The 24,430-nt window shown below is 46.7% G+C and carries 15 protein-coding genes; 6 read left to right on the top strand and 9 right to left on the bottom strand.

The features are described from left to right. Positions 1-81 precede the first annotated feature (81 nt). The gene (gene ppsA / locus DN062_RS02465) at positions 82-2,448 is read right to left on the bottom strand and encodes a phosphoenolpyruvate synthase (RefSeq protein WP_112157847.1); all 2,367 of its coding nucleotides are present in this window, start codon (positions 2,446-2,448) and stop codon (positions 82-84) included. 256 nt (positions 2,449-2,704) lie between these two features. Between ppsA and ppsR the strand changes: the two genes are divergently transcribed. Next, a complete protein-coding gene (gene ppsR / locus DN062_RS02460; protein ID WP_112157246.1) occupies positions 2,705-3,526 on the top strand; it encodes a posphoenolpyruvate synthetase regulatory kinase/phosphorylase PpsR in 822 nt (273 codons plus the stop codon). Between the two features lie 16 nt (positions 3,527-3,542). Here ppsR and DN062_RS02455 read toward each other — a convergent pair whose 3' ends face one another. Beyond that, positions 3,543-4,976, bottom strand: a complete 1,434-nt coding sequence (locus DN062_RS02455) for a sigma-54-dependent transcriptional regulator (RefSeq protein WP_112157244.1) — start codon at positions 4,974-4,976, stop codon at positions 3,543-3,545. A gap of 2 nt (positions 4,977-4,978) precedes the next feature. After that, positions 4,979-6,571, bottom strand: coding sequence for a sensor histidine kinase (locus DN062_RS02450; RefSeq protein ID WP_112157242.1), 1,593 nt, complete (start codon positions 6,569-6,571; stop codon positions 4,979-4,981). Between the two features lie 137 nt (positions 6,572-6,708). Here DN062_RS02450 and pilB point away from each other — a divergent pair, with 137 nt between their 5' ends. The 3 genes from pilB to DN062_RS02435 are packed head-to-tail and all read left to right on the top strand — an operon-like array spanning position 6,709 to position 10,536. Further along, positions 6,709-8,427 carry a type IV-A pilus assembly ATPase PilB gene (gene pilB, locus DN062_RS02445; protein WP_275668089.1) on the top strand — a complete coding sequence of 573 codons (1,719 nt, stop codon included), beginning with the start codon at positions 6,709-6,711 and terminating at the stop codon, positions 8,425-8,427. 17 nt (positions 8,428-8,444) lie between these two features. Beyond that, positions 8,445-9,674: a type II secretion system F family protein gene (locus tag DN062_RS02440; protein WP_112157240.1), complete on the top strand. Its 1,230-nt coding sequence runs from the start codon at positions 8,445-8,447 to the stop codon at positions 9,672-9,674. A 7-nt stretch (positions 9,675-9,681) separates the two neighbouring features. Further along, positions 9,682-10,536, top strand: coding sequence for a prepilin peptidase (locus DN062_RS02435; protein WP_112157238.1), 855 nt, complete (start codon positions 9,682-9,684; stop codon positions 10,534-10,536). A 61-nt stretch (positions 10,537-10,597) separates the two neighbouring features. Here DN062_RS02435 and DN062_RS02430 read toward each other — a convergent pair whose 3' ends face one another. From DN062_RS02430 to DN062_RS02420, 3 genes are all read right to left on the bottom strand, one after another. After that, positions 10,598-11,689 carry an ABC transporter ATP-binding protein gene (locus tag DN062_RS02430; protein WP_112157236.1) on the bottom strand — a complete coding sequence of 364 codons (1,092 nt, stop codon included), beginning with the start codon at positions 11,687-11,689 and terminating at the stop codon, positions 10,598-10,600. Beyond that, positions 11,686-13,299 carry an ABC transporter permease gene (locus tag DN062_RS02425; protein ID WP_205126631.1) on the bottom strand — a complete coding sequence of 538 codons (1,614 nt, stop codon included), beginning with the start codon at positions 13,297-13,299 and terminating at the stop codon, positions 11,686-11,688. The genes DN062_RS02430 and DN062_RS02425 overlap by 4 nt, the downstream gene beginning before the upstream one ends. Positions 13,300-13,450: 151 nt before the next feature. After that, positions 13,451-14,449 (bottom strand): iron ABC transporter substrate-binding protein, encoded by a 999-nt coding sequence (locus DN062_RS02420; RefSeq protein WP_112157234.1) that lies wholly within the window; start codon positions 14,447-14,449, stop codon positions 13,451-13,453. A gap of 267 nt (positions 14,450-14,716) precedes the next feature. On the opposite strand from DN062_RS02420, the gene DN062_RS02415 reads away from it, so the two are divergent. Continuing rightward, positions 14,717-15,865 (top strand): DUF3095 family protein, encoded by a 1,149-nt coding sequence (locus DN062_RS02415; RefSeq protein WP_112157232.1) that lies wholly within the window; start codon positions 14,717-14,719, stop codon positions 15,863-15,865. Here DN062_RS02415 and DN062_RS02410 read toward each other — a convergent pair. Continuing rightward, positions 15,836-16,606: a 3',5'-cyclic-nucleotide phosphodiesterase gene (locus tag DN062_RS02410; protein ID WP_112157230.1), complete on the bottom strand. Its 771-nt coding sequence runs from the start codon at positions 16,604-16,606 to the stop codon at positions 15,836-15,838. The two genes, DN062_RS02415 and DN062_RS02410, sit on opposite strands and share 30 nt — an antisense overlap. Then, a complete protein-coding gene (locus DN062_RS02405; RefSeq protein ID WP_112157842.1) occupies positions 16,603-18,270 on the bottom strand; it encodes an HD family phosphohydrolase in 1,668 nt (555 codons plus the stop codon). The genes DN062_RS02410 and DN062_RS02405 overlap by 4 nt, the downstream gene beginning before the upstream one ends. Before the next feature lie 329 nt (positions 18,271-18,599). Between DN062_RS02405 and DN062_RS02400 the strand changes: the two genes are divergently transcribed. After that, complete coding sequence (locus DN062_RS02400; protein WP_112157228.1) at positions 18,600-20,837, top strand: NADP-dependent isocitrate dehydrogenase; 2,238 nt, start codon at positions 18,600-18,602, stop codon at positions 20,835-20,837. A gap of 69 nt (positions 20,838-20,906) precedes the next feature. Here DN062_RS02400 and DN062_RS02395 read toward each other — a convergent pair whose 3' ends face one another. Beyond that, positions 20,907-24,308, bottom strand: coding sequence for a mechanosensitive ion channel domain-containing protein (locus DN062_RS02395; RefSeq protein WP_112157226.1), 3,402 nt, complete (start codon positions 24,306-24,308; stop codon positions 20,907-20,909). Between the last annotated feature and the right edge of the window lie 122 nt (positions 24,309-24,430).

The following is a 24,430-nucleotide window of genomic DNA, read 5'->3' as shown; positions in this document are numbered from 1 at the left end:
CGTCTAGGTAAGACTATTATAACAATTGGATGAGGCCCAAGGCATTGCTGCCCCGGGCTTGGTAGTAAAGACTAGACGAACTCAGGTTTTTTCTTCATTGGCTAAGAAAAACCACGTATCCAGAACGGAATCCGGATTCAACGAGACGCTATCAATCCCTTTTTCCATCAACCAACGCGCCAAATCTGGATGATCAGACGGGCCTTGCCCACAAATACCTATGTATTTATTGGCTTTATGACAGGCATTAATGGCCATTTCGAGCAGAATCTTGACCGCTTCATTGCGCTCATCAAACAAGTGCGCAACGATACCCGAGTCACGATCCAACCCAAGCGTGAGCTGAGTGAGGTCGTTGGAGCCAATTGAAAAGCCATCGAAGTACTCAAGAAATTGATCGGCTAACAAAGCGTTAGACGGAATTTCACACATCATGATCACACGCAGGTCATTATCACCGCGCTTTAATCCATTTTCAGCCAGCAACTCAACGACATGGCGCGCCTCGCCTACGGTGCGGACAAAAGGCACCATGATTTCGACGTTGGTCAATTTCATTTCATCACGAACGCGCTTAAGGGCACGGCACTCCAACTCGAAACAATCTTGGAAGCTTTCAGAGATATAACGTGCGGCCCCTCGAAACCCGAGCATCGGGTTTTCTTCAGCGGGTTCGTAACGATCACCACCAATCAGATGGCCATACTCGTTGGATTTGAAATCAGACATACGTACTATGACTTTGCGCGGGTAAAATGCCGCCGCCAGTGTGGAAATTCCTTCCACGAGTTTATCAACGTAGAAATCGACAGGTGATGCATAGCCTGCAATTCGACGCGAGATAATTTGGCGAGTGTCGCGGCTTTGCTGATCAAAATTCAGCAGGGCTTTCGGGTGCACTCCGATCATTCGGTTAATGATAAATTCCAATCTGGCCAACCCAACACCGGCATTAGGCAAGGATTGAAAGTCAAAGGCACGATCAGGATTACCAACATTCATCATAATGCTGAATGGAAGCGCTGGCATGGATTGAACGCTGTTTGTTTGATGTTCGAACGCCAAACGCCCTTCGTAGGCACGCCCAGTATCGCCCTCGGCACAGGATACTGTAACCCACTGATCATTGTGTAAACGCTCGGTGGCATCGCCACAGCCAACGATGGCCGGAATCCCCAGCTCACGTGCGATAATCGCGGCATGACAGGTACGCCCACCGCGATTGGTCACGATCGCCGCTGCGCGCTTCATCACGGGTTCCCAATCTGGGTCTGTCATATCGGTAACCAGCACATCACCCGGCTGAACTTCATGCATTTGATCAAGGTGATGCACGATTCGAACCTGGCCTGAGCCGATTCGATGACCAATGGAGCGGCCTTCGATGAGCACTTTTCCCTTTTCTTTAAGAAGATAACGTTCGATCACCGCTTGAGAGTTCTGACTTTTAACGGTTTCAGGACGAGCTTGAACAATGTAAAGCTGACCGTCATCTCCGTCTTTCGCCCATTCGATGTCCATTGGACGACCGTAGTGGTTTTCGATAATCACCGCGAGTTTTGCCAAAGTCTCGACATCGGCATCGTTAATGCAGAATTGATTACGATCTTCGCGAGACACATCAACAGTTTCAACGGAGCTGCCGCCGTCTTCACTGGCATACACCATTTTGATGGCTTTGGTGCCCAGTGTTCGCCTTAAAATAGCCGGAGCACCGAGTTTGAGCGTAGGCTTGTACACGTAGAACTCATCTGGATTCACTGCGCCCTGCACCACTGTTTCGCCAAGGCCATACGCCGCGGTAATAAACACCACGTGTTGGAATCCGGATTCAGTGTCGATGGTAAACATGACACCGGAGGCTCCGGTTTCACTGCGAACCATGCGCTGTATACCAGCAGAAAGTGCCACTTCGCTGTGAACAAAGCCACGATGGACGCGGTAAGAAATCGCGCGGTCATTGTAGAGAGATGCAAACACCTCTTTAATGGACCGTTTAACCTGCGCCAATCCGCGCACGTTAAGGAAAGTTTCTTGTTGACCCGCAAATGAAGCATCGGGTAAATCTTCTGCGGTGGCCGATGATCGAACAGCGACGGCACATTCACGTTCTTGCATCATTTCGGCGTAGGCGGTATCGATGGCCTCTTCAAGTTCTGGTTGAAACGGCGCATCAACTATCCACTGACGTATGGTGCGGCCTGTTTCAGCTAGAGCGCGCGTGTCATTGGTGTCGAGTGAGTCTAGGAGGTTCGCTATTTTTTCGGTGAGTTGGTTAAAGCTAAGAAAATCACGATAGGCATCAGCCGTGGTCGCAAAACCGCCAGGAACCCGTACACCTGCGTCGGTCAGTTGATGAATCATTTCTCCTAAGGAGGCATTTTTACCGCCAACCTTATCTACATCTTGCATGCCAGTTTGTTCAAGGCGAATTACATACGTCTGCAAGGCCCAATCTCCCGTGGTTGAAGGGTATGACACTTAATTGCTATGTTTCGTTGTTATGGAGTCTCACTCATGATCACTGCCATAATGGGTGCTTGAATCACGCCCAAAGAGTGATACTCTTGGCTGCTTTAATATTCTTATAATGTGCTCAGAGATTAAATCATACTGTAGTTACGTTAAAAAATCCCGACCTAGACTGGCTTGTAAATAAACTACAAGCCAGCGCAAAGGGTTAAGGCTTTATTGGAGACTTTTTTTGAATAAACGTTCTGCTTTTTTTATATCGGATGGCACAGGTATTACAGCTGAAACTTTGGGCAACAGCCTATTAACTCAGTTCGATGGCATTCATTTTGAAATGCTCACACTGCCCTATGTGGATACGCTTGAAAAAGCAATCAAAGTGGCTGAGCAAATCGATGCGGCGACTCGTGCCGATGGGGCTGCAGCTATTGTATTCGACACGATTGTGAATCCAGAAATACGTGAGATAATTTCAAAATCTAACGGGTATAAAATTGATGTATTTGAAACCTTCCTAAAGCCCTTAGAACATGAACTGCAATTACATTCGTCCTATTCGGTTGGTAAATCCCATGCCATTAATGAAACGCGTCGCTACAAAGAGCGTATCGCGTCTGTTAACTTTGCACTGGACAATGATGATGGCGGGCGGATTCAACAATATGGAAAAGCAGACGTCATTCTAATTGGGGTTTCTCGCTGCGGTAAGACTCCGACTTGCCTGTACATGGCACTCCAGTTTGGTGTTCGAGCTGCTAACTACCCTCTCACAATTGATGATCTTGAAGCGCCAGGTATTCCCGAGGCGCTCATGGCACATTCGCAAAAACTCTTCGGTTTAACGATTGACCCCTTTCATTTAGCCGCTATTCGCAACGAACGACGCCCCAACAGCCGCTATGCGTCGTTGGAACAATGCGAATTTGAGGTTCGTGAAGTCGAAAAGCGCTTTATCCAGCTGGGTATTCAATCAATTAATACCACGCATTTTTCAGTTGAAGAAATTGCGACTCGGATTATGGCAAATGCAGGGCTAGTCCGGCGTGCCGTCTAGCCATATTGCTACTGGCTCATTCAAGGTTGAGTTTTTTTAGCCGGTAGCGAAGTGTTCTAAATGAAATGCCCAACAAAGCAGCAGCGGCTGTTTTATTGTGCTGAGTTTCATTCAAAGCATGGGTCAGCATTTCGCGTTCGATGGTTTCCAGGTAGGCCTCCAAACCGATTTCCTGCGCACAAGCGAACTCATCACGCCAGTCTGATGACGATTGAGCGTCTCGTGTATGAGACGGTTTGGCTGGCGTTGGTGACATGCGCAAAGACAGGTCTTCGCAGCCAATTTGCTGGCTGTCGCACAGGGTCATGGCCCGCTCTAAAATGTTTTCCAGCTCACGAACATTGCCCGGGAAGTCATGTTGATTCAGTGCCTCGCGAGCGGAGTCAGTTAAGCGCGGGACTGGCACCTCCATTTCCAACGCCAACTGCTTTAAAAAATGGTTAATCAACAGGTCTATGTCGCTGCGACGGTCTCTTAAGCTAGGTAAATGCAGCTGGATAACGTTAATTCGATAAAACAAATCTTCTCGGAACTCACCCTCGGCCACTTTTTTAGCCAAGTCTTTGTGTGTCGCACTGAGAATGCGCACATCAACATGTTCTTCCTGAGCCGCCCCTATTGGTCTGACAGCTTTTTCTTGGATCACGCGCAGCAATTTGACCTGCATATCCAAGGGCAAGTCCGCGACTTCATCCAAAAAGAGGGTTCCGCCTTCAGCGGCTTTGAATAAGCCATCTTTGTGTGCAGTAGCACCCGTAAAACTGCCTTTACGATGCCCAAAGAGTTCACTTTCCATTAAGTCAGCAGGAATAGCACCACAGTTTACTGGGATAAATGGCTTATCGGCTCTTGGCCCTTTAGCATGAATTAGGCGTGCGACCAACTCCTTGCCTGTGCCTGACTCCCCGCTGATATAAACAGGTGCTTGGCTTCTGGCCAGCTTATCAATCATGCGCCTAACCTGCTCAATCTGATCCGACACACCTAAAAGCGGTGGCTGAGAGCAGGCTGGGGATTTTGTTGGTTTTTCCAGATTGAGCCGTAAGGCTGACACCACCAATTCACGCAGCGTTTTAATATCAACAGGCTTATTCAGGAAATCAAATGCACCAGCCTTAAGCGCTTCAATCGCACAACTCATATTTCCATGCGCGGTGATCATGGCGACGGGTAAACTAGGATAGTGCGTCTGAATGTTGCGAATCAGCTCCATACCGCTGCCATCGGGCAAACGCATATCGGTTAAACATAAACGCAGCGAACGATGAGCTTCATCCTTAAGAATTTGATTCGCCTGCTCTAGTGTTTCAGCTAAAAGACACTGAACACCCATTCGAGACAAGGTGATGTCTATTAATTCTAGGATATCGGGTTCATCGTCAACAATTAGCACACAAGGCACAGGCTCGACTGTTTGAGAAACTTTAAATTCGCTTTCTCTGTCTTTCATCTTCACTCCATTTTGACCAAAGCCGTGTTGAACACGACTCGGAAGCAGGTTCCATTATCTTGATCTGAACGATATTGCAACTCGCCCTGATTGGCTTGAGCAAGTTCACGAGAAATATACAAACCTAACCCCGTTCCTTTCGGAGACATGGTAAAAAAAGGCTCAAACAGTCGATCTATATGATCCGGGTCGATCGACGGTCCATTATTATATACATCAATATAACCACGATGTTGAGTTAAATGACCAAAACGAATCAAGACACTGGCCGGATCTTGCGCTTGTAGGGCGTGACGAAACGCATTTTGGCACAGGTTATGTAGAATTTGCCTCAAATGCGCAGGATCAAACCATCCTTCTATTTCTTGCTTTGGTGGCTCCAATGTAAAACTTGGCTCGGCTTCAGGTACTACCTGGTAGAACTCCGACAGAAAATGTGGAAGCCACTCCCGTAAACGCAGATGCTCTGCCTGAACGGAGTCTCGCTTACCCAATTGCAAAACATCTTCGACTATTCGGTTGATGCGGCGCGTTTGCTGCTCTACGATTTCGGTCAGCCTTAAATCTTGTGCCGATAAATCGGGGGACTCTTTGAGTAAGGCATTTGCATGACTAATGGCACTGAGCGGGTTGCGGACTTCATGCGCAATCCCTGCGGTTAAACGCCCAAGAGCTGCGAGCTTTATCTGCTGTGACTGTTGTGCTAATGCATTTGCATCTTCTAAGATCAGCAAATGATTTTGTCCATCCTCTTCCTGAAAGGCATCCAGCCGGACAACCTGCATCAATAGAGATTCCACCCCATTGTTGATCAGTAATTTATTGTTTTTTGGCTGAGTACGCTGAAAACGCAAGAAATGCACATTTAATTCTGGGCTAAAATACTGAAGATGAATCGGCGTTTGCTGATGATGTGCGCCCAATAATTGGCGAGCAGCCCAATTCGTGAGCACAACTTGGCGCTGGCTGTCGATCAAGACAACGCCTGTGGTCATTTTTTGAATGACCATCTCGGCGAGTTTAGACATGTTTTTTAAATCGATGCCGCGCTGGTGGGCTAACTGCTCATTCTCTCTGGCCCGATTCGCCAAAACACTCGCTAGAATAGCCGTTACGAATAAGGTTAGCCCTAGCAACCCTGCCATAGAAAAATTAACACGGTCTCCCATACCGAAAGCAACATTATACATTTGCTCAGCCAACACAGCGATGGAGGCTAAGGCCGCAAAGAAACCGGAGATTCTTCCTGCCGAAATCATACTGGTATTGGCTATGCTGATCACCAGCAACATTCCCACACCACTACTGACTCCGCCACTGGAGTGCATCCATGCAATGATGGTTAAGATATCGATCAAGGTTAACGCATAGGCCTGCCACAAATAATGGGGCCGCCGATGCAGTAAAGGATATAAAGATGCAATCGAAATACAGAGGTAGGCTAAACTGCTGTAATAAAACACATCGGGATTCGATGATGCGAGGGGCATTGGCTGCATGCCTGACACCATCAATACAACAAACCCCGCTGCCAAAAAAATACGGTACAGAGTCAGTAGCAGTAGAAGTCGCCAAGCGCGATTCATCTCATCCATTGTCTAATCTTTGCCCTATCCTTTAGAAAAAAATGAAGAAAGCTGAAGCTGAACAGAATGTATCAATTGATATGTTTGATAAACTGTGCTTTTATTGCCTGAATTCAAATATATAGTAGATTAGCGTGGGAGACAGAGTGGTACAAGTGGTTCAGCCGCTCAGCGGACTGGCAAAACGATTGGTAATGGATGGAATATTTACGGCAGAGGTTGCCACCGATGCGTTGAATAAATCCAGACAAGAGAACCTTCCATTTGTCAGCTATATCATCAAAAACCGTTTAGTCAGTGCTCAATGCGCTGCTACAGCTGCTGCCGAAGAGTTTGGCTTGCCACTTTTCGATCTAGACGCTATTCCAACAGCCAACTTACCTAAGGACGTTGTTTCCGATAAATTATTGAGCCGACATCGTGTTCTGCCTTTGATGCGGCGTGATAATCGCTTGTTTCTTGCTGTCGCTGATCCAACCAATATACAAGGCGTTGACGAGATCAAGTTTCAAACCGGCATTACCACTGAGGTGGTGATCGTCGAAGAGGACAAGCTCAACAATGCACTTGATGCTTTCCTTGATCAACAGCAATCGGACTCGCTAGGCGACCTTGATGATGCTGATCTTGATAATATCGATCTACAAGAAACATCAGGTAAAAAGGAAGAGGAACCCTCGGCAGAGGATGCGGCAAGTGAAGCGCCCATTGTACGCTTCATTAACAAAGTGCTGATGGATGCAATCAAAACAGGCGCGTCCGATATACACTTTGAACCCTATGAAAAAATGTACCGGGTTCGTTGCCGTATAGATGGTATTTTGCAAGAAGTACATCGCCCACCCTTGAACCTGTCGACCCGCTTGGCCGCTCGTCTTAAAGTTATGTCGCAAATGGACATTTCTGAAAAGCGCGTACCTCAGGACGGGCGCATCAAAATGAAAATTTCGAAGACACGTTCTATCGATTTTCGTGTCAACTCCCTGCCAACGCTTTGGGGAGAGAAAATTGTACTGCGTATTCTTGATCCTTCCAGTGCAAAAATCGGGGTTGAAGGCTTAGGCTTTGAGCCCATCCAGCAAGACATCTACTTAAAAACCTTGCAACAACCGCAAGGCATGATTCTTGTTACAGGGCCTACTGGATCGGGTAAAACCGTCACGCTGTATACCGGCTTAAATATCCTGAACACGTCTGAGCGAAATATTTCAACGGCTGAAGACCCGGTTGAGATTAACCTTGACGGCATCAACCAGGTGCACGTTAACACCAAGGTTGGCCTAACCTTCGCTGAAGCCTTGCGCTCTTTCCTGCGTCAAGACCCTGATGTGGTCATGGTGGGTGAGATTCGAGACCTTGAAACAGCCGAAATCGCCATTAAAGCGGCCCAAACAGGCCACATGGTACTGTCAACACTGCATACGAACAGCGCCCCTGAAACTTTAACACGCTTAAGAAACATGGGGGTTCCGGCATTTAACGTTGCAACGTCTGTCAGTTTAATTATTGCTCAACGACTTGCACGAAGGCTTTGCGAATCCTGCAAAAAACCGTTAACGTTACCTCATGCCACACTTCGTGAAGAAGGTTTCACTGAAGAACAGATCCCCGACCTCAATCTTTTTGAGGCAGACCCAGAAGGCTGCTCAAAATGCAATCGTGGATATAAAGGTCGAGTGGGCGTTTACGAAATGTTGGCGATGTCGACTGAAATCGCACAGTGCATTATGGAGAATGGGAACTCTCTTGATATACTGAAGGTGGCTCGCAAACAAGGATTCCACACCTTGAGAGAATCAGGGTTGATCAAAGTAGCCAGAGGCCTAACCAGCCTTGAAGAGATGAACCGCGTAATTAAGACCTGATAAGGGATTGAAAACAGATGGCACAAGCAGCAAAGGAAAAGAAAAAGTTTACCTTCAACTGGGAAGGCAAAGACCGTAGCGGCAATAAAAGCAAAGGGAAGATCGATGCTGAAAACGTTGCAGCCGCTAAAGCACTTTTACGAAAACAGGGAATAAATCCACAAAAAGTGGGCAAGCAAGCCTCCATATCTTTTTTTGGCAACAAGAACAAACCCATTAAGCCACTTGATATCGCTTTTTTCACTCGCCAAATGGCGACCATGATGAAGTCCGGCGTTCCGTTACTGCAAGGTTTAGAGATAGTTGCGAACGGTTCGGAAAAAGTGAAGCTAAAAGAAATGATCTATGCCATTCGCAATGATGTGAATGGAGGCGCAGACTTTTCTTCAGCACTCGCCAACCACCCTAAATATTTTGATGACCTAACCTGTTCGTTGGTCAGAGCGGGTGAACAATCCGGTGCACTGGAAACAATGCTGGATCGTATTGCATCCTACAAAGAAAAAATTGAATCACTGAAAGCAAAAATCAAAAAAGCGATGACCTACCCTGCTGCCGTTGTTGCGGTCGGCATTATCGTTTCGGCCATTTTGCTCGTCAAAGTTGTGCCTCAGTTCCAGGATATCTTTAGAGGTTTTGGTGCTGACTTACCTGCATTCACTCTGTTTGTTATTGCTTTATCCGAATTGGCACAAAAATACTGGTTTTTAGCCCTAATAGGGTTTGTTGCAGCCGGCTTTGGATTTACCAAATTACTCGAAAAATCGCAGAAATTTTCTGATGCGGTAGACCGCTTTGTTTTAAAGATTCCTATCCTCGGCCCAATTCTTTTTAAAGCAGCGATTGCTCGATTCACTCGAACCTTATCGACCACGTTTGCTGCAGGCGTACCCTTGGTTGCCGCTTTGGATTCAGCAGCAGGCGCAGCTGGCAACGTCGTTTTCAGAACTGCAATAATTCAGATTCGTAACGGTGTTTCAACGGGGCAATCTTTGCAAAATGCAACGGTCATCACGGGTATTTTCCCTCCCATGGTGACACAAATGATTGCAATTGGTGAAGAAGCGGGCTCTTTAGATACCATGCTGGATAAAATCGCTTCTTTTTATGAAGAGGAAGTCGATAACGCGGTAGACAACCTATCCAGCCTTCTTGAACCACTGATCATGGTTGTTTTGGGTACCCTTGTGGGTGGCTTGGTTATTGCGATGTATCTACCAATCTTCCAGCTGGGTAACGTGGTCTAACCAAAACATGATATTGTTCGAACTTTTCCCAGCATATACAGCATCGGCAGCTATAGTTGCCTTTGCTTTATCCTTATTGGTTGGCAGTTTTTTAAATGTCATTATTTATCGCCTCCCCGTCATGATGGAGCGTGAGTGGCAAGAGGCGGTGCAATCAGCCAATCAGCCAGATGTTACACCCGACACAAGCACATTCAATCTCGCTCACCCCCGCTCTCGCTGCCAAGAATGTGGACATCTGATTCGTTGGTTTGAAAACATTCCCGTTGTGAGCTGGCTATTTCTTAAAGGAAAATGCAGCCAATGCGGAACGTCCATTTCAACTCGCTACCCCTTGATTGAGTTTTTTTCAGCCTGTGTCGGAGGCTTTATCGGCTGGCAGTTTGGCTTTACCACCCTAGGACTGGCATTGCTCGTCTTTACTTGGGCGCTTATTGCCTTAACCTTTATTGATATTGATCATCAGCTACTACCCGATGCTATTACTCTGCCACTGCTCTGGCTTGGCCTTTTACTGAATAGCTTTGAGCTGATTACAACACTTGAGGATGCTGTTTGGGGTGCAATGCTGGGTTATTTGTCTTTATGGTCTGTTTATTGGCTTTTTAAGCTGGCTACAGGCAAAGAAGGCATGGGGTTTGGCGACTTTAAGCTACTTGCAGCGATTGGCGCTTGGGGCGGTGTACTCACCCTGCCTATGACCATTTTGTTTTCGTCGGTGGCAGGCGTTCTGTTTGCGATGGTTATGATGGCAATTGGCAAGCAACAAGCCAACAATCCCATGCCATTTGGTCCTTATCTAGCCATAGCAGGTTGGTGTGCCATTTTATGGGGCGGTCCCATTCTGTCTTGGTACTTATAATAGTACCGTGGCAGCTAATAATAAGGCACCAAACCTATCTTCCTAAACCAGAAACGGGACATCAACCCGCTTCTGGCAACACTGACCCACTGCGCAATACGTTGATATTGACCCAGCTTCCCACATCATAGCAATGATGGCTCGGCGTGATCACACAATATTGATAACCATCTTGCTCTAACGTGTAGAAATAATCATGACCTCTAAATTCTCGCGCAACGATACGTGCGGCGGCATCACAACTTGGTGCTGGGCTTAAATGAAGGTCTTCGGGGCGCAAGGATAATTTAACTTCACCCGTTGCAACTCCATCGGCAATCAACACCTCACCCAAAGGCGTCTTGACCCGCCCGCCATCTGCATTGCCAACCAGTAAATTCGTATGCCCAAGAAAACGTGCAACAAAGGCATTGGCCGGATTTTGATACACATGCTGAGGCGTTCCAATTTGAGCTAAGCGCCCTTTCTGCATGACACCGACTGTGTCAGCAAAGGTTAAGGCTTCCGCTTGATCATGCGTTACCAAGATAACCGTTGTCTCTGCACGCTTGAAGAGCGCCCGCATTTCATTGCGGGTTGACTCTCTTAATGACGCATCCAGGTTTGAAAAAGGTTCATCCAGCAAAACCAAATCCGGCTCGGCAGCCAAAGTCCTTGCCAAAGCAACGCGCTGCTGCTGTCCACCGGAAAGTTCATGTGGATAGCGCACCCTCAGCTCAGCTAAACCCATTAAATCCAGCCAATATTCGGCTTTTTCAGGGCGCTGAGACTTAGGAACTTCACGCATAGCAAACATCACATTTTGCTCAATCGTCATATGCGGAAAAAGCGCGTAGTCTTGAAACACGATCCCTATTTTTCGCTGCTGGGGCGACAAGTGAGTAACATCACGCCCATGCAAAAAAATGCGTCCTGAATCCACTGGCTCAAAACCGGCAATCATTCTAAGCGTCGTCGTTTTACCGCAACCACTTGGGCCTAGTAGGGCCAAGATTTCCCCTTTGTGAAGCGTGAAAGACAAATCTTCAACCGCATAGGCATCATTCGCGCGGTATCGCTTACAAAGGTGGTCAACCTGAATCTGCTCTGGACGACTGTCTAAATTAGGGTCTTCAATCTGAATACCATCAACAACTGTTTGACGACTGTTCATCGGCTCCCCTTAATTTTTTCACGGTTAAGCACCATACCCACGGATAAACTGGAAAAGATCACAATTGCTGCCGCAAAGGGTGCTGCTTCTGCCATCATTCCTTCCGATGTCCTCGAAAAGACCGTGACCGCCAGCGTACTGTAGCCAGTAGGTGCAAGTAAAAAGGTGATCGGCAACTCTTTCATGCAGAATAGAAACACGAGTGCAAGCGCCGCCAAGATTCCACGCCGTAAGCGAGGAAACATAACATGGTAAAACGTAGCTGCTGGGCTGTATCCAAGCGCATAAGCCGCTTCTTCTGTGTTGGCACGCGTTTGCATAATGGCACTGCGAATAGGCCCCATCGCTAATGCCAGCGTTGCCAGTGTCCAAGTCACAATCAAAAGCCCGAGCGTTTGATAAAAGAAATAAGCCGTTTGCAGCGAGAAGAAAACCATGGCCAATGCCAAGGTTAACGGCGGCAGCGCGTAACCAATATAAGTAGAGCGCTCAATCATGCTCGTTAAACGAGAGGGATAGCGAACAGATAAGTAGCAAATAGGCAACGCCAAGGCTGCCGCTAAAATCGCTGCAGGTGCCGCTGCCGTGGCAGAACGTAGAAACGTCCAAGGCACTTGCCAAAAAATACTGATATCTGGCGGAGCAATTAACAACCAATAAGACAGCATAGCCACTGGTAAACCAATGGACGTACCTAACACTCCAACAATGTAAAGCCAGGCAATCGGTGAAGCTTTACCTAGCTCAAACAGACGAGCAGGACGGGTAACACCGCTGCCCACACTGGCCAGGCGCTTACGCTTTAAGATCAACGCTTCCACCACCAAAAATGAAGCAGCAAGCGCCAATAGCATAATGGAAAGCCATGCGGCATAAATTCGGTCAAAAGCCCCTGAGTACTGTGTGAAAATAGCGTAACTAAACGCCTCATACCGCATTAAAGCAACGGCACCAAAATCACCTAATACATACAAACCCACCACCATATAACCGGCCAACAGAGCAGGCAGAAGGTGCGGTAATATTATTTTCAGAAACACCATCGATTTTGAATAGCCTAAACTTTGCGCACTCTCTTCGAGGCTTGAATCCAATCCTAATAAAGCAGCTCTTACGTTCAAAAAGATGTAAGGGAAAGTGTAGAGCGACAAGGCCCAGACGGCACCCCAGTAACCAGAGATATTATTAACGCGAATGCCAAAAAGCTGGTTTAAAACGCCCATGTTGCCACCCACCCCTAAAAGGGCATAGGCCATCACATATCCCGGAACAGCTAAAGGCACAACGGCTAGAATGGTTAACAAACGCTTAGCTGCAATATCTGTGCGCGTGACCAACCAAGCCAAAGGCAGTGAAAGAAAGGTGCAAATAAGCAAAACACCTCCAGTTAAGGAAAGTGTGTTAAGCAGCAGTTGAAAGTTTCGCGGCCGAAACACTAACTCAAGCAGTTGATCAGGCTGAGCCTGCCCAGCTCGCAAAAAGAGATAAACAAGTGGAATCAGCATGCATAGCGCGACCAATAAAGCCGGAATCAGAATATAGAGAGGCGGTCGTTTGACTGACACTAACAGCTCTGATACATCAACGGACTTTACGACTCTACTACTCATTAGGTCTCACTATTGTTAGATATGACACGGCATTTATGTACGAAATCACGGGTATTTAAAAACAGCAAAAGCCAATGTTACAAGTAACACTGGCTTTTGTCCTGTTCAAACAAAACGCCGTCATGAGCAACGCTTTGCTTTTTAAGTATATTTACAGCAATTCAGCATCACGCAGAAGCTTTAATGTACCTTCTAGATCAGCTAACTGATCCAGATCAATTTCAGGCGCCACTTTAAGCATCTCATCAAGGTCACCCAATACCGCATTCGGGATAATGCCCTCAACAACTGGGTACTCATTCACAAAAGATGTGAAGTACTGTTGTGCTGCAGGCGTTAACATGTATTCAACGAATGCGTTCGCTACGTCTTGGTTTTTGCTGCTCTTCAGTACTGCAACACCTGCAACGTTCATCAAGTTTCCGATGTCGCCTTCAGCAAAATAGGTCTGCTTTACAGGATACTCACTGTTGGCAGCAACAAAACGGGGTAAATAGTAATTATTTACCAACGCAAAGTCTATCTCGCCATCACCAACAGCTTGTACTTGAGTGGTATTATTACGATAAATTTTCGGTTCATTGGCTTTCATGTCTTTTAACCAAGCCAACGTCACTTCATCGCCGTGCTTAACTCGCATGCCCGTTACAAATGACTGAAAACCACCGTTTGTTGGGGCTAGGCCAAAACGACCTTTAAACTTTTCGTCCGTTAAGTCGAATACAGATGCTGGAATATCCTCTGCAGATGCGCGCTCAGTAGAGTAAACAATAACGCGTGAACGACCACTGGCTGCAACCCATTGCCCCGTTTTACTGGTGAATATGGCTGGTAAATCTTTGTAGACACTCTCAGGCAGTGTTGCTAACAAGCCTGCATTCGCGAGCGCACCCATTGCACCTGCATCTTGACCCCAGTAAACATCAGCTGGTGAGCGATCGCCTTCTTCTTGAATCAGCACCGCTAATTGAGCTGTATCACCGTAACGCACATTAACTTTATTACCTGTTTGCTTTTCGAACTGATCGATGATCGGCTGAACCAGCGCTTCACCCCGGCCAGAATAGACTGTCAGACTCGCCGCAGAGGCCAGTGGAGCAATGACAAGGGATCCAAGCAGTGCGATACCCGTGAGCAGTTTCTTTTGCATAAGAGATAACCTTTATTAGCTTTCAAGTGAGTTGACGTTAAGCGATTGGCAATACACACCAGTGGCATAACCTTAAACACAATTATTCTCATTTCCTAACAAAAGGTCAATACTAATAAGTATGATTATTATTTGACTTCAATCAACAAACACACCTTTTCCCTATTTAATTGTAAATTGGGCAAGTTTTGTATGTAATGATCCAAAGCCAATGCGCATGAGTAAGCTATCGGAATATTTGAAACGAACTGGATTGCTATCACATCTATGCTCTTAAAACGAATTGTCAATTTTGAAGTCAACTCAGCCGATCTTAACTGGTACCAAGAGCTGGACGATCAGTGGATCATAGCCGTTGCGGATGTTGTTTCGAGTACTGATTTGGCCAGTCGCGGGAAAGATCGTGATATCAATTTTATTGCAGCCGCCGCCGTGGCAGCTGTGAGCCATCTCCTCAAACCCATCACAACCTTACCCATTGTGCAGTTTGGTGGGGATGGCATTATTGCAGCCTGCCCAATTGACTTACAGGCACGCATGACCGATGTCTTAGCCGCTTTGGCCTATTGGGCGCAAGATGCTTTTGGAATTAAGTTACGTGTGGGTGTTGTTCCAGTCAAAGAACTTAAGGTGGCGGGCTTTCCTGTCTATGCCAGCCTGCAGCAAATGGGAACACAGAATGCCTTCGGTTTGTTCTTAGGCAAAGGCATCACCGAAGCAGACCGTTGGATAAAAGATCAACCCGAACGTCAAATTACGCCAAAGGAGGGTAAGTTGTTAGGCTTAGAGAATCTCTCTTGCCGCTGGCAGCCGATTCCAAGCCGACAAGGAAAGATAATTTCGTTGATTGTAGATCCAGTTCATGAAGGGGATATTGGCATTCAACACATACGTGCACTGATGGATCAAATACATCTGTTAATCCAAGAACGCAGGGCCTCCCCCTTGGGCAATGGAGATGATCTCTCTCCCCCATCTCATCCCTCCATACAATCCCTCAAACGAGAACTGACAACCCCTTCAACACAGTCTAAAGCTGTTCGCATTTTAGGGGCCTATTTGGGCTCAGCGTTGCTTTGGTTGGGCTGGAAACTTGGCGGGCGATTTTTATCGATTGATTCTAAGCGCTATCTGAACACACTTGTGATGCACAGTGACTTTCGCAAACAAGCTGGGGGACCCAGAATGGTGCTTGATCTTTCCCTAGAGGAAATAGGCCATCTTCTAGCTTTGCTTGACAAAGGCGAGAGTCGGAACGAAATCGTTTACGGCTATGCCCTCAGCGAGGCGACGTCGCTCACCTGTTTGGTTGAGGATTTTCAAGCGGACGAGCATGTACACTTTGTTGATGGCGACCGGCTCGGTTTTTGGCGTGCCTCTATCATGCTAAAGGAAAAAAAACTGACCCGACGATAAAACAATCAACTCCGCGTTAAGATTCAGTGACATTAACTCAGCCTCGACTTCATCAACATAGTAAGGCTTGATGTGTGAAACGAGAATCCGCTCAGGCATTGCCTCCAAGCAAATTAACAGCTCATTTAACATAGTGGGCGTCATGTGCTTTGATGCGATGGCCAGATCCTGCATGCGATTAGGCATGGCACATTCAATCATAAGGCTGTGAATTGGCCCCATCTGGTTTAAGGTTTTGATGAGCCCCTCATTTAATGTGGTATCGCTGGTAAATACAAATAAACGCCCCCCCTCTGAAACAACTGCATATCCGGTCGTGGGCACCACATGCTCTACGTCAAAAGGCGTAAAAGACAAATCTCCCAACTTGAAACTTTCTTTAGAGTTTAGCGTTGTAAACGCCATGACGGGAGCATCAACAGAGGGTAATTGAGTAAAGTCAGGCCATATTTTCCAATTAAAAATATGCTGATGTAAGCTCTCCAAAACCTGTGATACACCATAGACATTGATGGGCGATTTGAGCAACTCAAACTGATTATCGATCAGCATTGGCAATAAGCACACATGATCCAGATGCGAATGGGATATAAACACATGACGCAGTTGAGTTAACTCAGACTGAGTTAAGCATCCTAAGCCTGTTCCTGCATCCAAGAGGATATCCTCGTTGATACGAACACAGGTTGTAAACTCGCCCACACCAATGCCACCGCTGCAGCCAAGTACTTGCACCTTCATACAACGCTCCTGTTTAACCCTTTAAGCTCCTGAAGATTGACTTCATCCATTTGCTCAGGTTTCATGTGCTTAGCACCATAGGTCATGTATACTTTTTCTTCAACAAACACTTGAAACAAATCAGGATCAAGGTGGTTGTCTTCAACCATTCGTCCCATGATTGCCAGTGCTTGCGAAAGCTTCATTGGCTGTTTATAGGGGCGCTCGGGCGCTGTCAAGGCTTCAAACACATCTGCAATCCCCATAATCCGAGCCGGAATCGACATTTGATCACGCGACAAACCTCGTGGATAGCCTTTGCCATCCATGCGTTCGTGATGACACACCGCATACTCTGTGACATTTTTCAGGTGTTCAGGAAATGGGAGTTGTTCCAGCATGCTTAAGGTAGCGGTCATATGACCTTCCATGATTTTGCGCTCTTCGGGATTTAACGTGCCACGGCGTATGCACAAGTTGCGATACTCGTCTTCTGTCAAAAAAAAGCGTTCACAACCTTTTTTATCGGCCCAAACGTAATTGCGAATGCGTTCAAGATGTTGCAAATCTTCATCTGTTACAAACTCGGCACCTATGTTGCAATGATGTAAAAACTCCATATCGTCCAACAGGGTTTGTTCTCTTTCCTTTAGCGCCTCAAGGTCTGCCAAAACATTCGTACCCTGCTCTAGCGCTTGCATTTTTAACTCTAAGGCATTGATGCGCAAATCACGCAATAGAATTTCAAGCCGATCTTCAACCCAACCGATTCTGTCTATAACTGTCTCAAGTTTACGTGACTTCTCCATGACATGATGTGGAGTTACTACTTTTCCACAATCATGCAACCAAGCCGCTGTTTTTAGCTCGTAAAAATCGGCCTCAGTCATATTGAAATCTTTTATGGCTGGATGGCGTGAACGACAAGCGGCCTCTGCCAGCATGAGCGTTGCATCAGGCACCCGGCGGCAGTGATTGCCAGTATGCGGTGATTTGCTATCGATCGCCGTTGCGATGACCCGAGTAAAGCTATCGAACAGCGTTTTCATTTCATTGATTAAGCGCTGATTGATAATGGCCATTGCCGCTTGAGATGCCAGGGACTCTGCCAACTCTTGATCTTTTTTTGTAAAGGTCGAGATCTCACCCTTAGGGTTAAGCTTATTAATTAACTGCAGGGCTGCTATAACGTGCCCATCATGATCAGAAAGTGGAACGGTTAAAAATGAGCAGGATCGATAGCCAGTGCGTTGATCAAATGCTCGTGTTCCAGAAAAATCAAAGCCTTTATGTGAGTAGGCATCTGGAATATTCACGGTAAGATTGTTATTGACTGACCAAGCCACAACCATTTTATCATTTGGCTTGCCATCTTCGGTTAACAAAGGGATCGGCGGGAAATTATCGACGGGGGATTGATCCCGCCCACCTAGATTTATGTTAAGACGATCATTTTGAACAATATCAAATCGCAGCGAGGGTACATCCGTTTCACGTATGTAGAGCGTACCTGTTTCGCGGATGTAGAGCGTGCCGGCTTCGGCACCTGTTAGCTCTCGGGCACTCGTAAGGATGAGCGACAAAAGTTGACGCTTATCCCGTTGAGAAGAAAGTGCGATGCCAATTTGATTAAGACGTTTTATTTGCTGATAAGAGGCATCACCCTTGGCAGATGAATTCGACATCAACAAGCCCCCGCTATAAGACCCATTTGTTTGAAAGAATAGCACAGATATCCTAACAAAGTGATCTGAAATGCCTTGATTGTTTGAAAAACACCTAAAAACTTCTTAATCATTTTCGACGATTTCACCCCCAATTATAGGCGACTCTTCAGTTCTGTACTGCCTTTAGCCCAACGTCTATACTCTTAGCGTATAAAATTTACCTGTAGTTAGTTACAATATCCTTGTAGTTTTTTTACTAAAAAAGAATAAAATCAGGCTACTTTGATCATAACAGGCACCTTCGCATTAAGACGAAGGCCATTCAGCCATGCAACTTGGGGAATAAAATGACAGAAAAAAGTCCGAAAATTATTTATACGCTTACTGATGAAGCTCCAGCTCTTGCAACCTTTTCTCTTCTTCCCATTATTAGAACTTTCACAGCTGCAGCTGAAATCAGTGTAGAAACCAGTGACATCTCCGTAGCGGCACGTATTCTTGCCTCTTTCCCCGAGAGATTAACCGAGTCTCAACGTGTAACGGATACACTCGCAGAACTGGGCGAGTTAACGCTAGATCCTTCAGCAAACATTATAAAGCTACCTAACATCAGCGCCTCAATTCCGCAACTTAAGGCCGCTATTGCTGAACTTCAGTCTCAAGGTTACGACATTCCAAACTTCCCAGACGAGCCTGCTACTGCTGAACAACGTGAAATCCGTGATCGTTATAGCAAGATTCTAGGCAGTGCCGTTAACCCTGTCCTTCGCCAGGGTAACTCTGATCGTCGTGCTCCACCTGCAGTTAAAGCCTTTGCTCGCAAATTCCCACATTCCATGGGTAAATGGAGCCCTGCATCTCGCTCACACGCTGCCTACATGAAAGGCGGTGATTTCTATTCCAGCGAGAAATCAACAACTATGCAAGATGACACGGATGTGCGCATTGAGTTTGTTGCTAAAGATGGCACCGCCACCGTGAAAAAAGAGCTGCACCTATTAAAAGGTGAAGTTCTTGATGGAATGTTCATGAGTGCTAAAGCACTGCGTGATTTCTTTGAAGACACGTTAAACGATTGCAAAGAGTCGGGCGTTATGTGGTCTTTGCACGTTAAAGCCACCATGATGAAAGTGTCTCACCCTATCGTGTTTGGTCATGCTGTGACTGTTTTCTACAAAGACGTATTCGACAAGCATGCAGAGCTTTTCAAAGATCTGGGTGTTAACCCGAACAACGGTCTAAGCAGCGTTTACGACAAAATCAAAACTCTGCCACACTCCAAGCAAGAAGAAATCGAAGAAGATATCCACGCATGCTATGCGGGCCGTCCTGAAATGGCCATGGTTGATTCGGTAAAAGGCATCACCAACCTTCACATCCCAAGCGATGTTATCGTCGATGCATCTATGCCTGCAATGATCCGTAACTCAGGTCAAATGTGGGGACAAGACGGCAAGCCTAAAGACACTAAAGCGGTTATGCCTGAGAGTACCTACGCTCGCATTTACCAAGAAATGATCAACTTCTGCAAAACCAACGGTGCTTTCGATCCAACAACTATGGGCACTGTGCCGAACGTTGGTTTGATGGCAATGAAAGCCGAAGAGTACGGTTCACACGATAAAACCTTTGAGATGACCGCTGACGGCACGATGAGAATCGTTAACGCTGCCGATGGCTCGCTGATTATGGAACATCAGGTTGAAAAAGGTGACATCTGGCGCGCATGCCAAACCAAAGATGCCGCAATTCGTGACTGGGTTAAATTGGCCGTTACACGCTCACGTCAGTCAGATACTCCTGCTATTTTCTGGTTGGATAAAGAGCGTGCTCACGATAGAGAACTGCGCGCTAAGGTCGAAGAGTATCTGAAAGAGTATGATACCGAAGGTCTTGATATTCGCATCATGTCTTACATTCCTGCGATTCGCCGCACCATGGAGCGTTTGATTCGTGGCATGGATACGATCTCTGTTACAGGTAACGTATTACGCGACTACCTGACAGACCTCTTCCCAATCATGGAGCTGGGTACCTCTGCAAAAATGCTGTCAATCGTTCCAATGCTGGCTGGCGGTGGAATGTACGAGACAGGTGCTGGCGGCTCTGCGCCTAAGCATGTTCAGCAGTTGGTTCAAGAAAATCACCTGCGTTGGGATTCTTTAGGTGAGTTCTTGGCATTGGCCGTGTCTTTGGAAGAGTTAGGCATTAAAGAAAACCTGCCTAAAGCCCAACTGCTAGGCAAAGCCTTGGATGCAGCAACTGAAAAACTGTTGGAAAACAACAAGTCACCATCACGTAAAACCGGTGAGTTGGATAACCGTGGCAGCCACTTCTTCTTGGGTATGTATTGGGCTCAGGAACTGGCCGCACAAGATGAAGATGCTGAATTGAAAGCACGCTTTGAGCCCTTAGCAAAAGCACTGACCGACAATCAGGATACGATTCTTAAAGAAATGAGCGATGCTCAAGGACACCCAGTGGATATTGGTGGTTATTACCATCCAGATGCTGCAAAAACATCTGCCGTTATGTGCCCAAGTAAAACGCTAAATAAGATTTTGTCAGACTTCCGCACTGCTTAATCTTGATAATGCCCGTTTTCTGTAACGGGCATTATACGCACCGTGAGCCGAACATTCGTTCGGCTTTTTTTATCCTTTAAACACCTGCTCAAAACTTTTGACTTCTTTGGGCACATCTCGGATATGTATATCCATCTGCGGGAAGGCAATTTCTATTCCAGCCTCTCTAAACGCCTTCAAGATAGATACGTGCAAACTGCTCGTTGTCACAAGTCGATCTGACATTTGACACACGTAGACACGCAACTCAAAGCTTAACGCACTGTCACCAAAATGTATGAAGTAGGCTGAAGGTGCTGGATCTTTAAGCGTTAAAGGATGCTCGTTCGCAATGCGCAATAATATTTCCATGACTTGCTCAGGGTCTGAGTCGTAGGAGACCCCAATTGGCAATACAAGACGAGTCACGTTATCCGATAAGGTCCAGTTGATCAGCCGCTCTGTAATAAAGTTTTTATTGGGTACGACTATTTCCCGATTATCCCAGTCAATAATTGTGGTGGCACGAGTGCGAATACGAGCAACGGTTCCACTGAACTCACCAATGGTAATCGTATCACCCAATCGTACAGGGCGCTCAAACAGCATGATCAAGCCTGACACAAAGTTTGCAACCACCTCCTGAAGACCAAAGCCTAAGCCCAAGGTCAGTGCCGCAACCATCCATTGCAGTTCGCTCCACCTTAAACCCAGTAATGAAAATACGGTGATCACCGCGATAACCGCAATGGTATAACGTAAGAGCGTCGTGACTGTATAGCTGTGCGCAGCATCCATCAGGTTACTGCGCGCCAATAGTATCTCGACCAAGCCTGGTAAGTTTCGTGATGCTAAAGAGAAAACGCCCGCGAGCAAGAGCGCCAACATAAAGTCCTGCAGACTCACGCGGCTCAGCAGTTCTGCCTCGCCAACCACCGTAATCCGAGACCATAAGGTGATGCCATCCAGCCACGTCAGCGCAGGCAATACCTCCGCCCACACCAAAAACAAAACAAACACCAAGCCTGTAAAGGTAAAGGTGCGCAGCAAGGAGCGTGTTTGCTGGCTGATATGCTCAATACTGAGCTGCTGCTCTGGCAACTCCAGCGCCCCTTCTCCAACAACGTTCGTTGTCTCTTCAGACTCTGATTTAGCCTTTTGTTCACGTAAACGCTTAAGGCGTAAGTGTGTTTCGCTCAGGATTAAAGCCCTGGCTGCAATGCAATGTACCAGCCACACTAAGCTCAGCATCATCAGCGTATCGACAAGCTTAGGCAGTAACTCTCCAACCGTGAGTAAGTAACCCGACAACACTAACACCAACAAGACAATCGTTCCGGCGACAAAACTGAAACGTAATACTTTGCGTTGGCGAGTCGCAAGAAACCCTTCGAGAACTTGAGTCGTTGGCGCAAGCACTTGCCAAGCAATAAAGCCATTGAGGAACACAACCAAAAGAAGCCCCATACGACCAAACACATCATAAACCAGCTCACTAGGGTGGCCGAACGTCAGTGCCAGAAAAATAATCAACAACAACTGCACAGGCAAGAACCAAGTTAAACTGCGCCGTAAACGAATGAGTAAAACCGGATCCCAATGAAAATGGGCACGCCCTACTCCTTTTTCTGAGGTAAATACTAAAAACAAATGCCCTGCTAACCACCAAGCGGCCGTGCTGGTTAAAACATTGGCCAATACATTAACGCCATTGGCTAAATTGGCTTCGTCTAAGCGGCCCAGTTGAAAAGCCGTTGTAAACAATAGCATTGGGATGGGCAGTACCCTGATTAGACTCCACCCGATGGCTTTAAGCGTAAGCATAATATTGTCGGTGTAACGATGAGAGGCTTGCTCCGCAAGCAATGAGAGCTGTTCTTTAGCCTTTCGCCCCCATAAATACACAGCCAACACTGAGATAAGTGTTAAGAAACTCATCAGTGGACTGGAAAGAATCATAATGTAAAACGAGCTAAAAACCCCCGTCCAAACCGTAGGATCCGAGAGTTGCACCAAGGCTGATGGGACACTTTTTAGCCAAGTTAAACTAATGGACGAGTGACTGGGCCACCAAAGCAGACTCTCTCTTAGTGTTTGATCGAGTTGATCGATTACTTTATTTAGCGCTCTCAAGCGTTCTTCGTTTTGGCGCAGTTGCTCACTTAGCTGCTGCTCTGAGAGGAGCTGAGCGTTTAAAATATCGCGTCTGAGCGTTGATAATTGATGCTGAGCCGTGGCCTCGGTTGAAAGAGAGTGAATATCTGGACTAAGTCTAATTTCATCACGCAGCGTGATGCTCCTGAGCCGTGATTGCGCCAGCTCACGCTCAAGGTCTCGAACGACTCCTCTTTGCTCTTTGAGTTCGGTTAGTCGACGCTGCTCCTCCAAAAATTGAACACCTAAGGCGTCCGTCAGACCGCTCACTTCAAGTCGTTCTTGAACGCTCGCTTGAGTTTGCATTAGGCCTTCATAGAGTCGTGAATAGTCATCTCGACGCTGCTGGAGGCTGCGGGTCACCTCGTAATTAATCGCAATCTGATCAATCCTCTGACGCAGATCCTTAACAGCATCTGCAAAATCCACTTGAATCTGCGGATCTCGTTCAGTTAGGCGCACTAATTGTGCATTAAGCTCTCGTATTTCTTCAGACGTTCTGAGATTGAATTCACTTTCATATTCACGCAAGAGCTCCGCCATTAATAAGGCCTCATACTCTTGGGCACTTATTTCAAGCTTTAGCATTTCAATGCGTGGTACCAAGGTTTGCTGATCCAGACGTAGGCTAAGTAAACGGGCTTGTTGACGACGATCTGCCACCTGTTTCACTAAAAGGTCGATAGGATCTGCAGTTTCAGTAGATAAATCTATCGGCTGGCTAGTAATCATTTCGCGTGAAAGTTCATCTAAGCTGGTTACCAACGAACGTGTTTGCTCTTCAAGACGCGTCAACGCTTGTTGTTTTTGTTCGGTATCCAGAGCAAGCTGATCTTTTTGACGCCGCCAAAGAGAAATTTGAGCTTCAATCTCGGATAAGCTCATTCCCTCTTGCTCTTGGTTAAGCTGTGAAAGTTTCTGTTGGTATTCGGCAATACGGGTTTGAATTGCGCGGAGGCGCTCGGCATAATTGCGAGCTGTCTCAAGTCTTTCCAAAGCCCCTAATAAACGCTCTGTTGATGCCTTCTCGACATCCGCCGCTCCCGCAAGTGCCTGACGCTGTGCATCGACAAGATCTGCCGACGCCTGCTGCTCTGCCAAGCGTTCCGCTATGCTACTATTAATCCATTGTTTGGCATCAGACTCATTGATTGCAGCCAGCAATGGCTCTAGACGCTGAGTAAGGGTGCTGATGGACTGCTCTGTTTCTTGCTGGCGTTGTGCAAGCAAATTTTCATTTAACGCTTGGTTGGCTCCTACAGAAAAGGACACACACAGCAAAATAAGTAGCAAGTTCGCACACAGCAAACCTAAGGAACGCTTAAAGGGTTTTTGCATATTTTTCTCTAAACTCTCTGGGGCATTTAATCCAACTGTTTTTGTCTGTTAGACTCGCGTTGACTCAATCACTAGCAGAACAAGATATGCTATTCTACTCAGGCTTTTAATGAGTTGACAGG

The sequence above is a fragment of the Nitrincola tibetensis genome, from assembly GCF_003284585.1.
Classification (GTDB): domain Bacteria; phylum Pseudomonadota; class Gammaproteobacteria; order Pseudomonadales; family Balneatricaceae; genus Nitrincola; species Nitrincola tibetensis.
This window is presented reverse-complemented; position numbering and strand designations above follow the sequence as displayed.

Excerpts from the sequence above, each read along its gene's own strand:
- DN062_RS02450 (WP_112157242.1), bottom strand. The coding sequence starts at position 6,571 with ATGGATGAGATGAATCGCGCTTGGCGACTTCTACTGCTACTGACTCTG.
- DN062_RS02405 (WP_112157842.1), bottom strand. The coding sequence starts at position 18,270 with ATGTCGAATTCATCTGCCAAGGGTGATGCCTCTTATCAGCAAATAAAA.
- DN062_RS02425 (WP_205126631.1), bottom strand. The coding sequence starts at position 13,299 with ATGAGTAGTAGAGTCGTAAAGTCCGTTGATGTATCAGAGCTGTTAGTG.
- DN062_RS02400 (WP_112157228.1), top strand. The coding sequence starts at position 18,600 with ATGACAGAAAAAAGTCCGAAAATTATTTATACGCTTACTGATGAAGCT.
- DN062_RS02440 (WP_112157240.1), top strand. The coding sequence starts at position 8,445 with ATGGCACAAGCAGCAAAGGAAAAGAAAAAGTTTACCTTCAACTGGGAA.
- DN062_RS02430 (WP_112157236.1), bottom strand. The coding sequence starts at position 11,689 with ATGAACAGTCGTCAAACAGTTGTTGATGGTATTCAGATTGAAGACCCT.
- DN062_RS02435 (WP_112157238.1), top strand. The coding sequence starts at position 9,682 with ATGATATTGTTCGAACTTTTCCCAGCATATACAGCATCGGCAGCTATA.
- DN062_RS02410 (WP_112157230.1), bottom strand. The coding sequence starts at position 16,606 with ATGAAGGTGCAAGTACTTGGCTGCAGCGGTGGCATTGGTGTGGGCGAG.
- DN062_RS02415 (WP_112157232.1), top strand. The coding sequence starts at position 14,717 with ATGCTCTTAAAACGAATTGTCAATTTTGAAGTCAACTCAGCCGATCTT.
- DN062_RS02455 (WP_112157244.1), bottom strand. The coding sequence starts at position 4,976 with ATGAAAGACAGAGAAAGCGAATTTAAAGTTTCTCAAACAGTCGAGCCT.
- DN062_RS02395 (WP_112157226.1), bottom strand. The coding sequence starts at position 24,308 with ATGCAAAAACCCTTTAAGCGTTCCTTAGGTTTGCTGTGTGCGAACTTG.
- DN062_RS02420 (WP_112157234.1), bottom strand. The coding sequence starts at position 14,449 with ATGCAAAAGAAACTGCTCACGGGTATCGCACTGCTTGGATCCCTTGTC.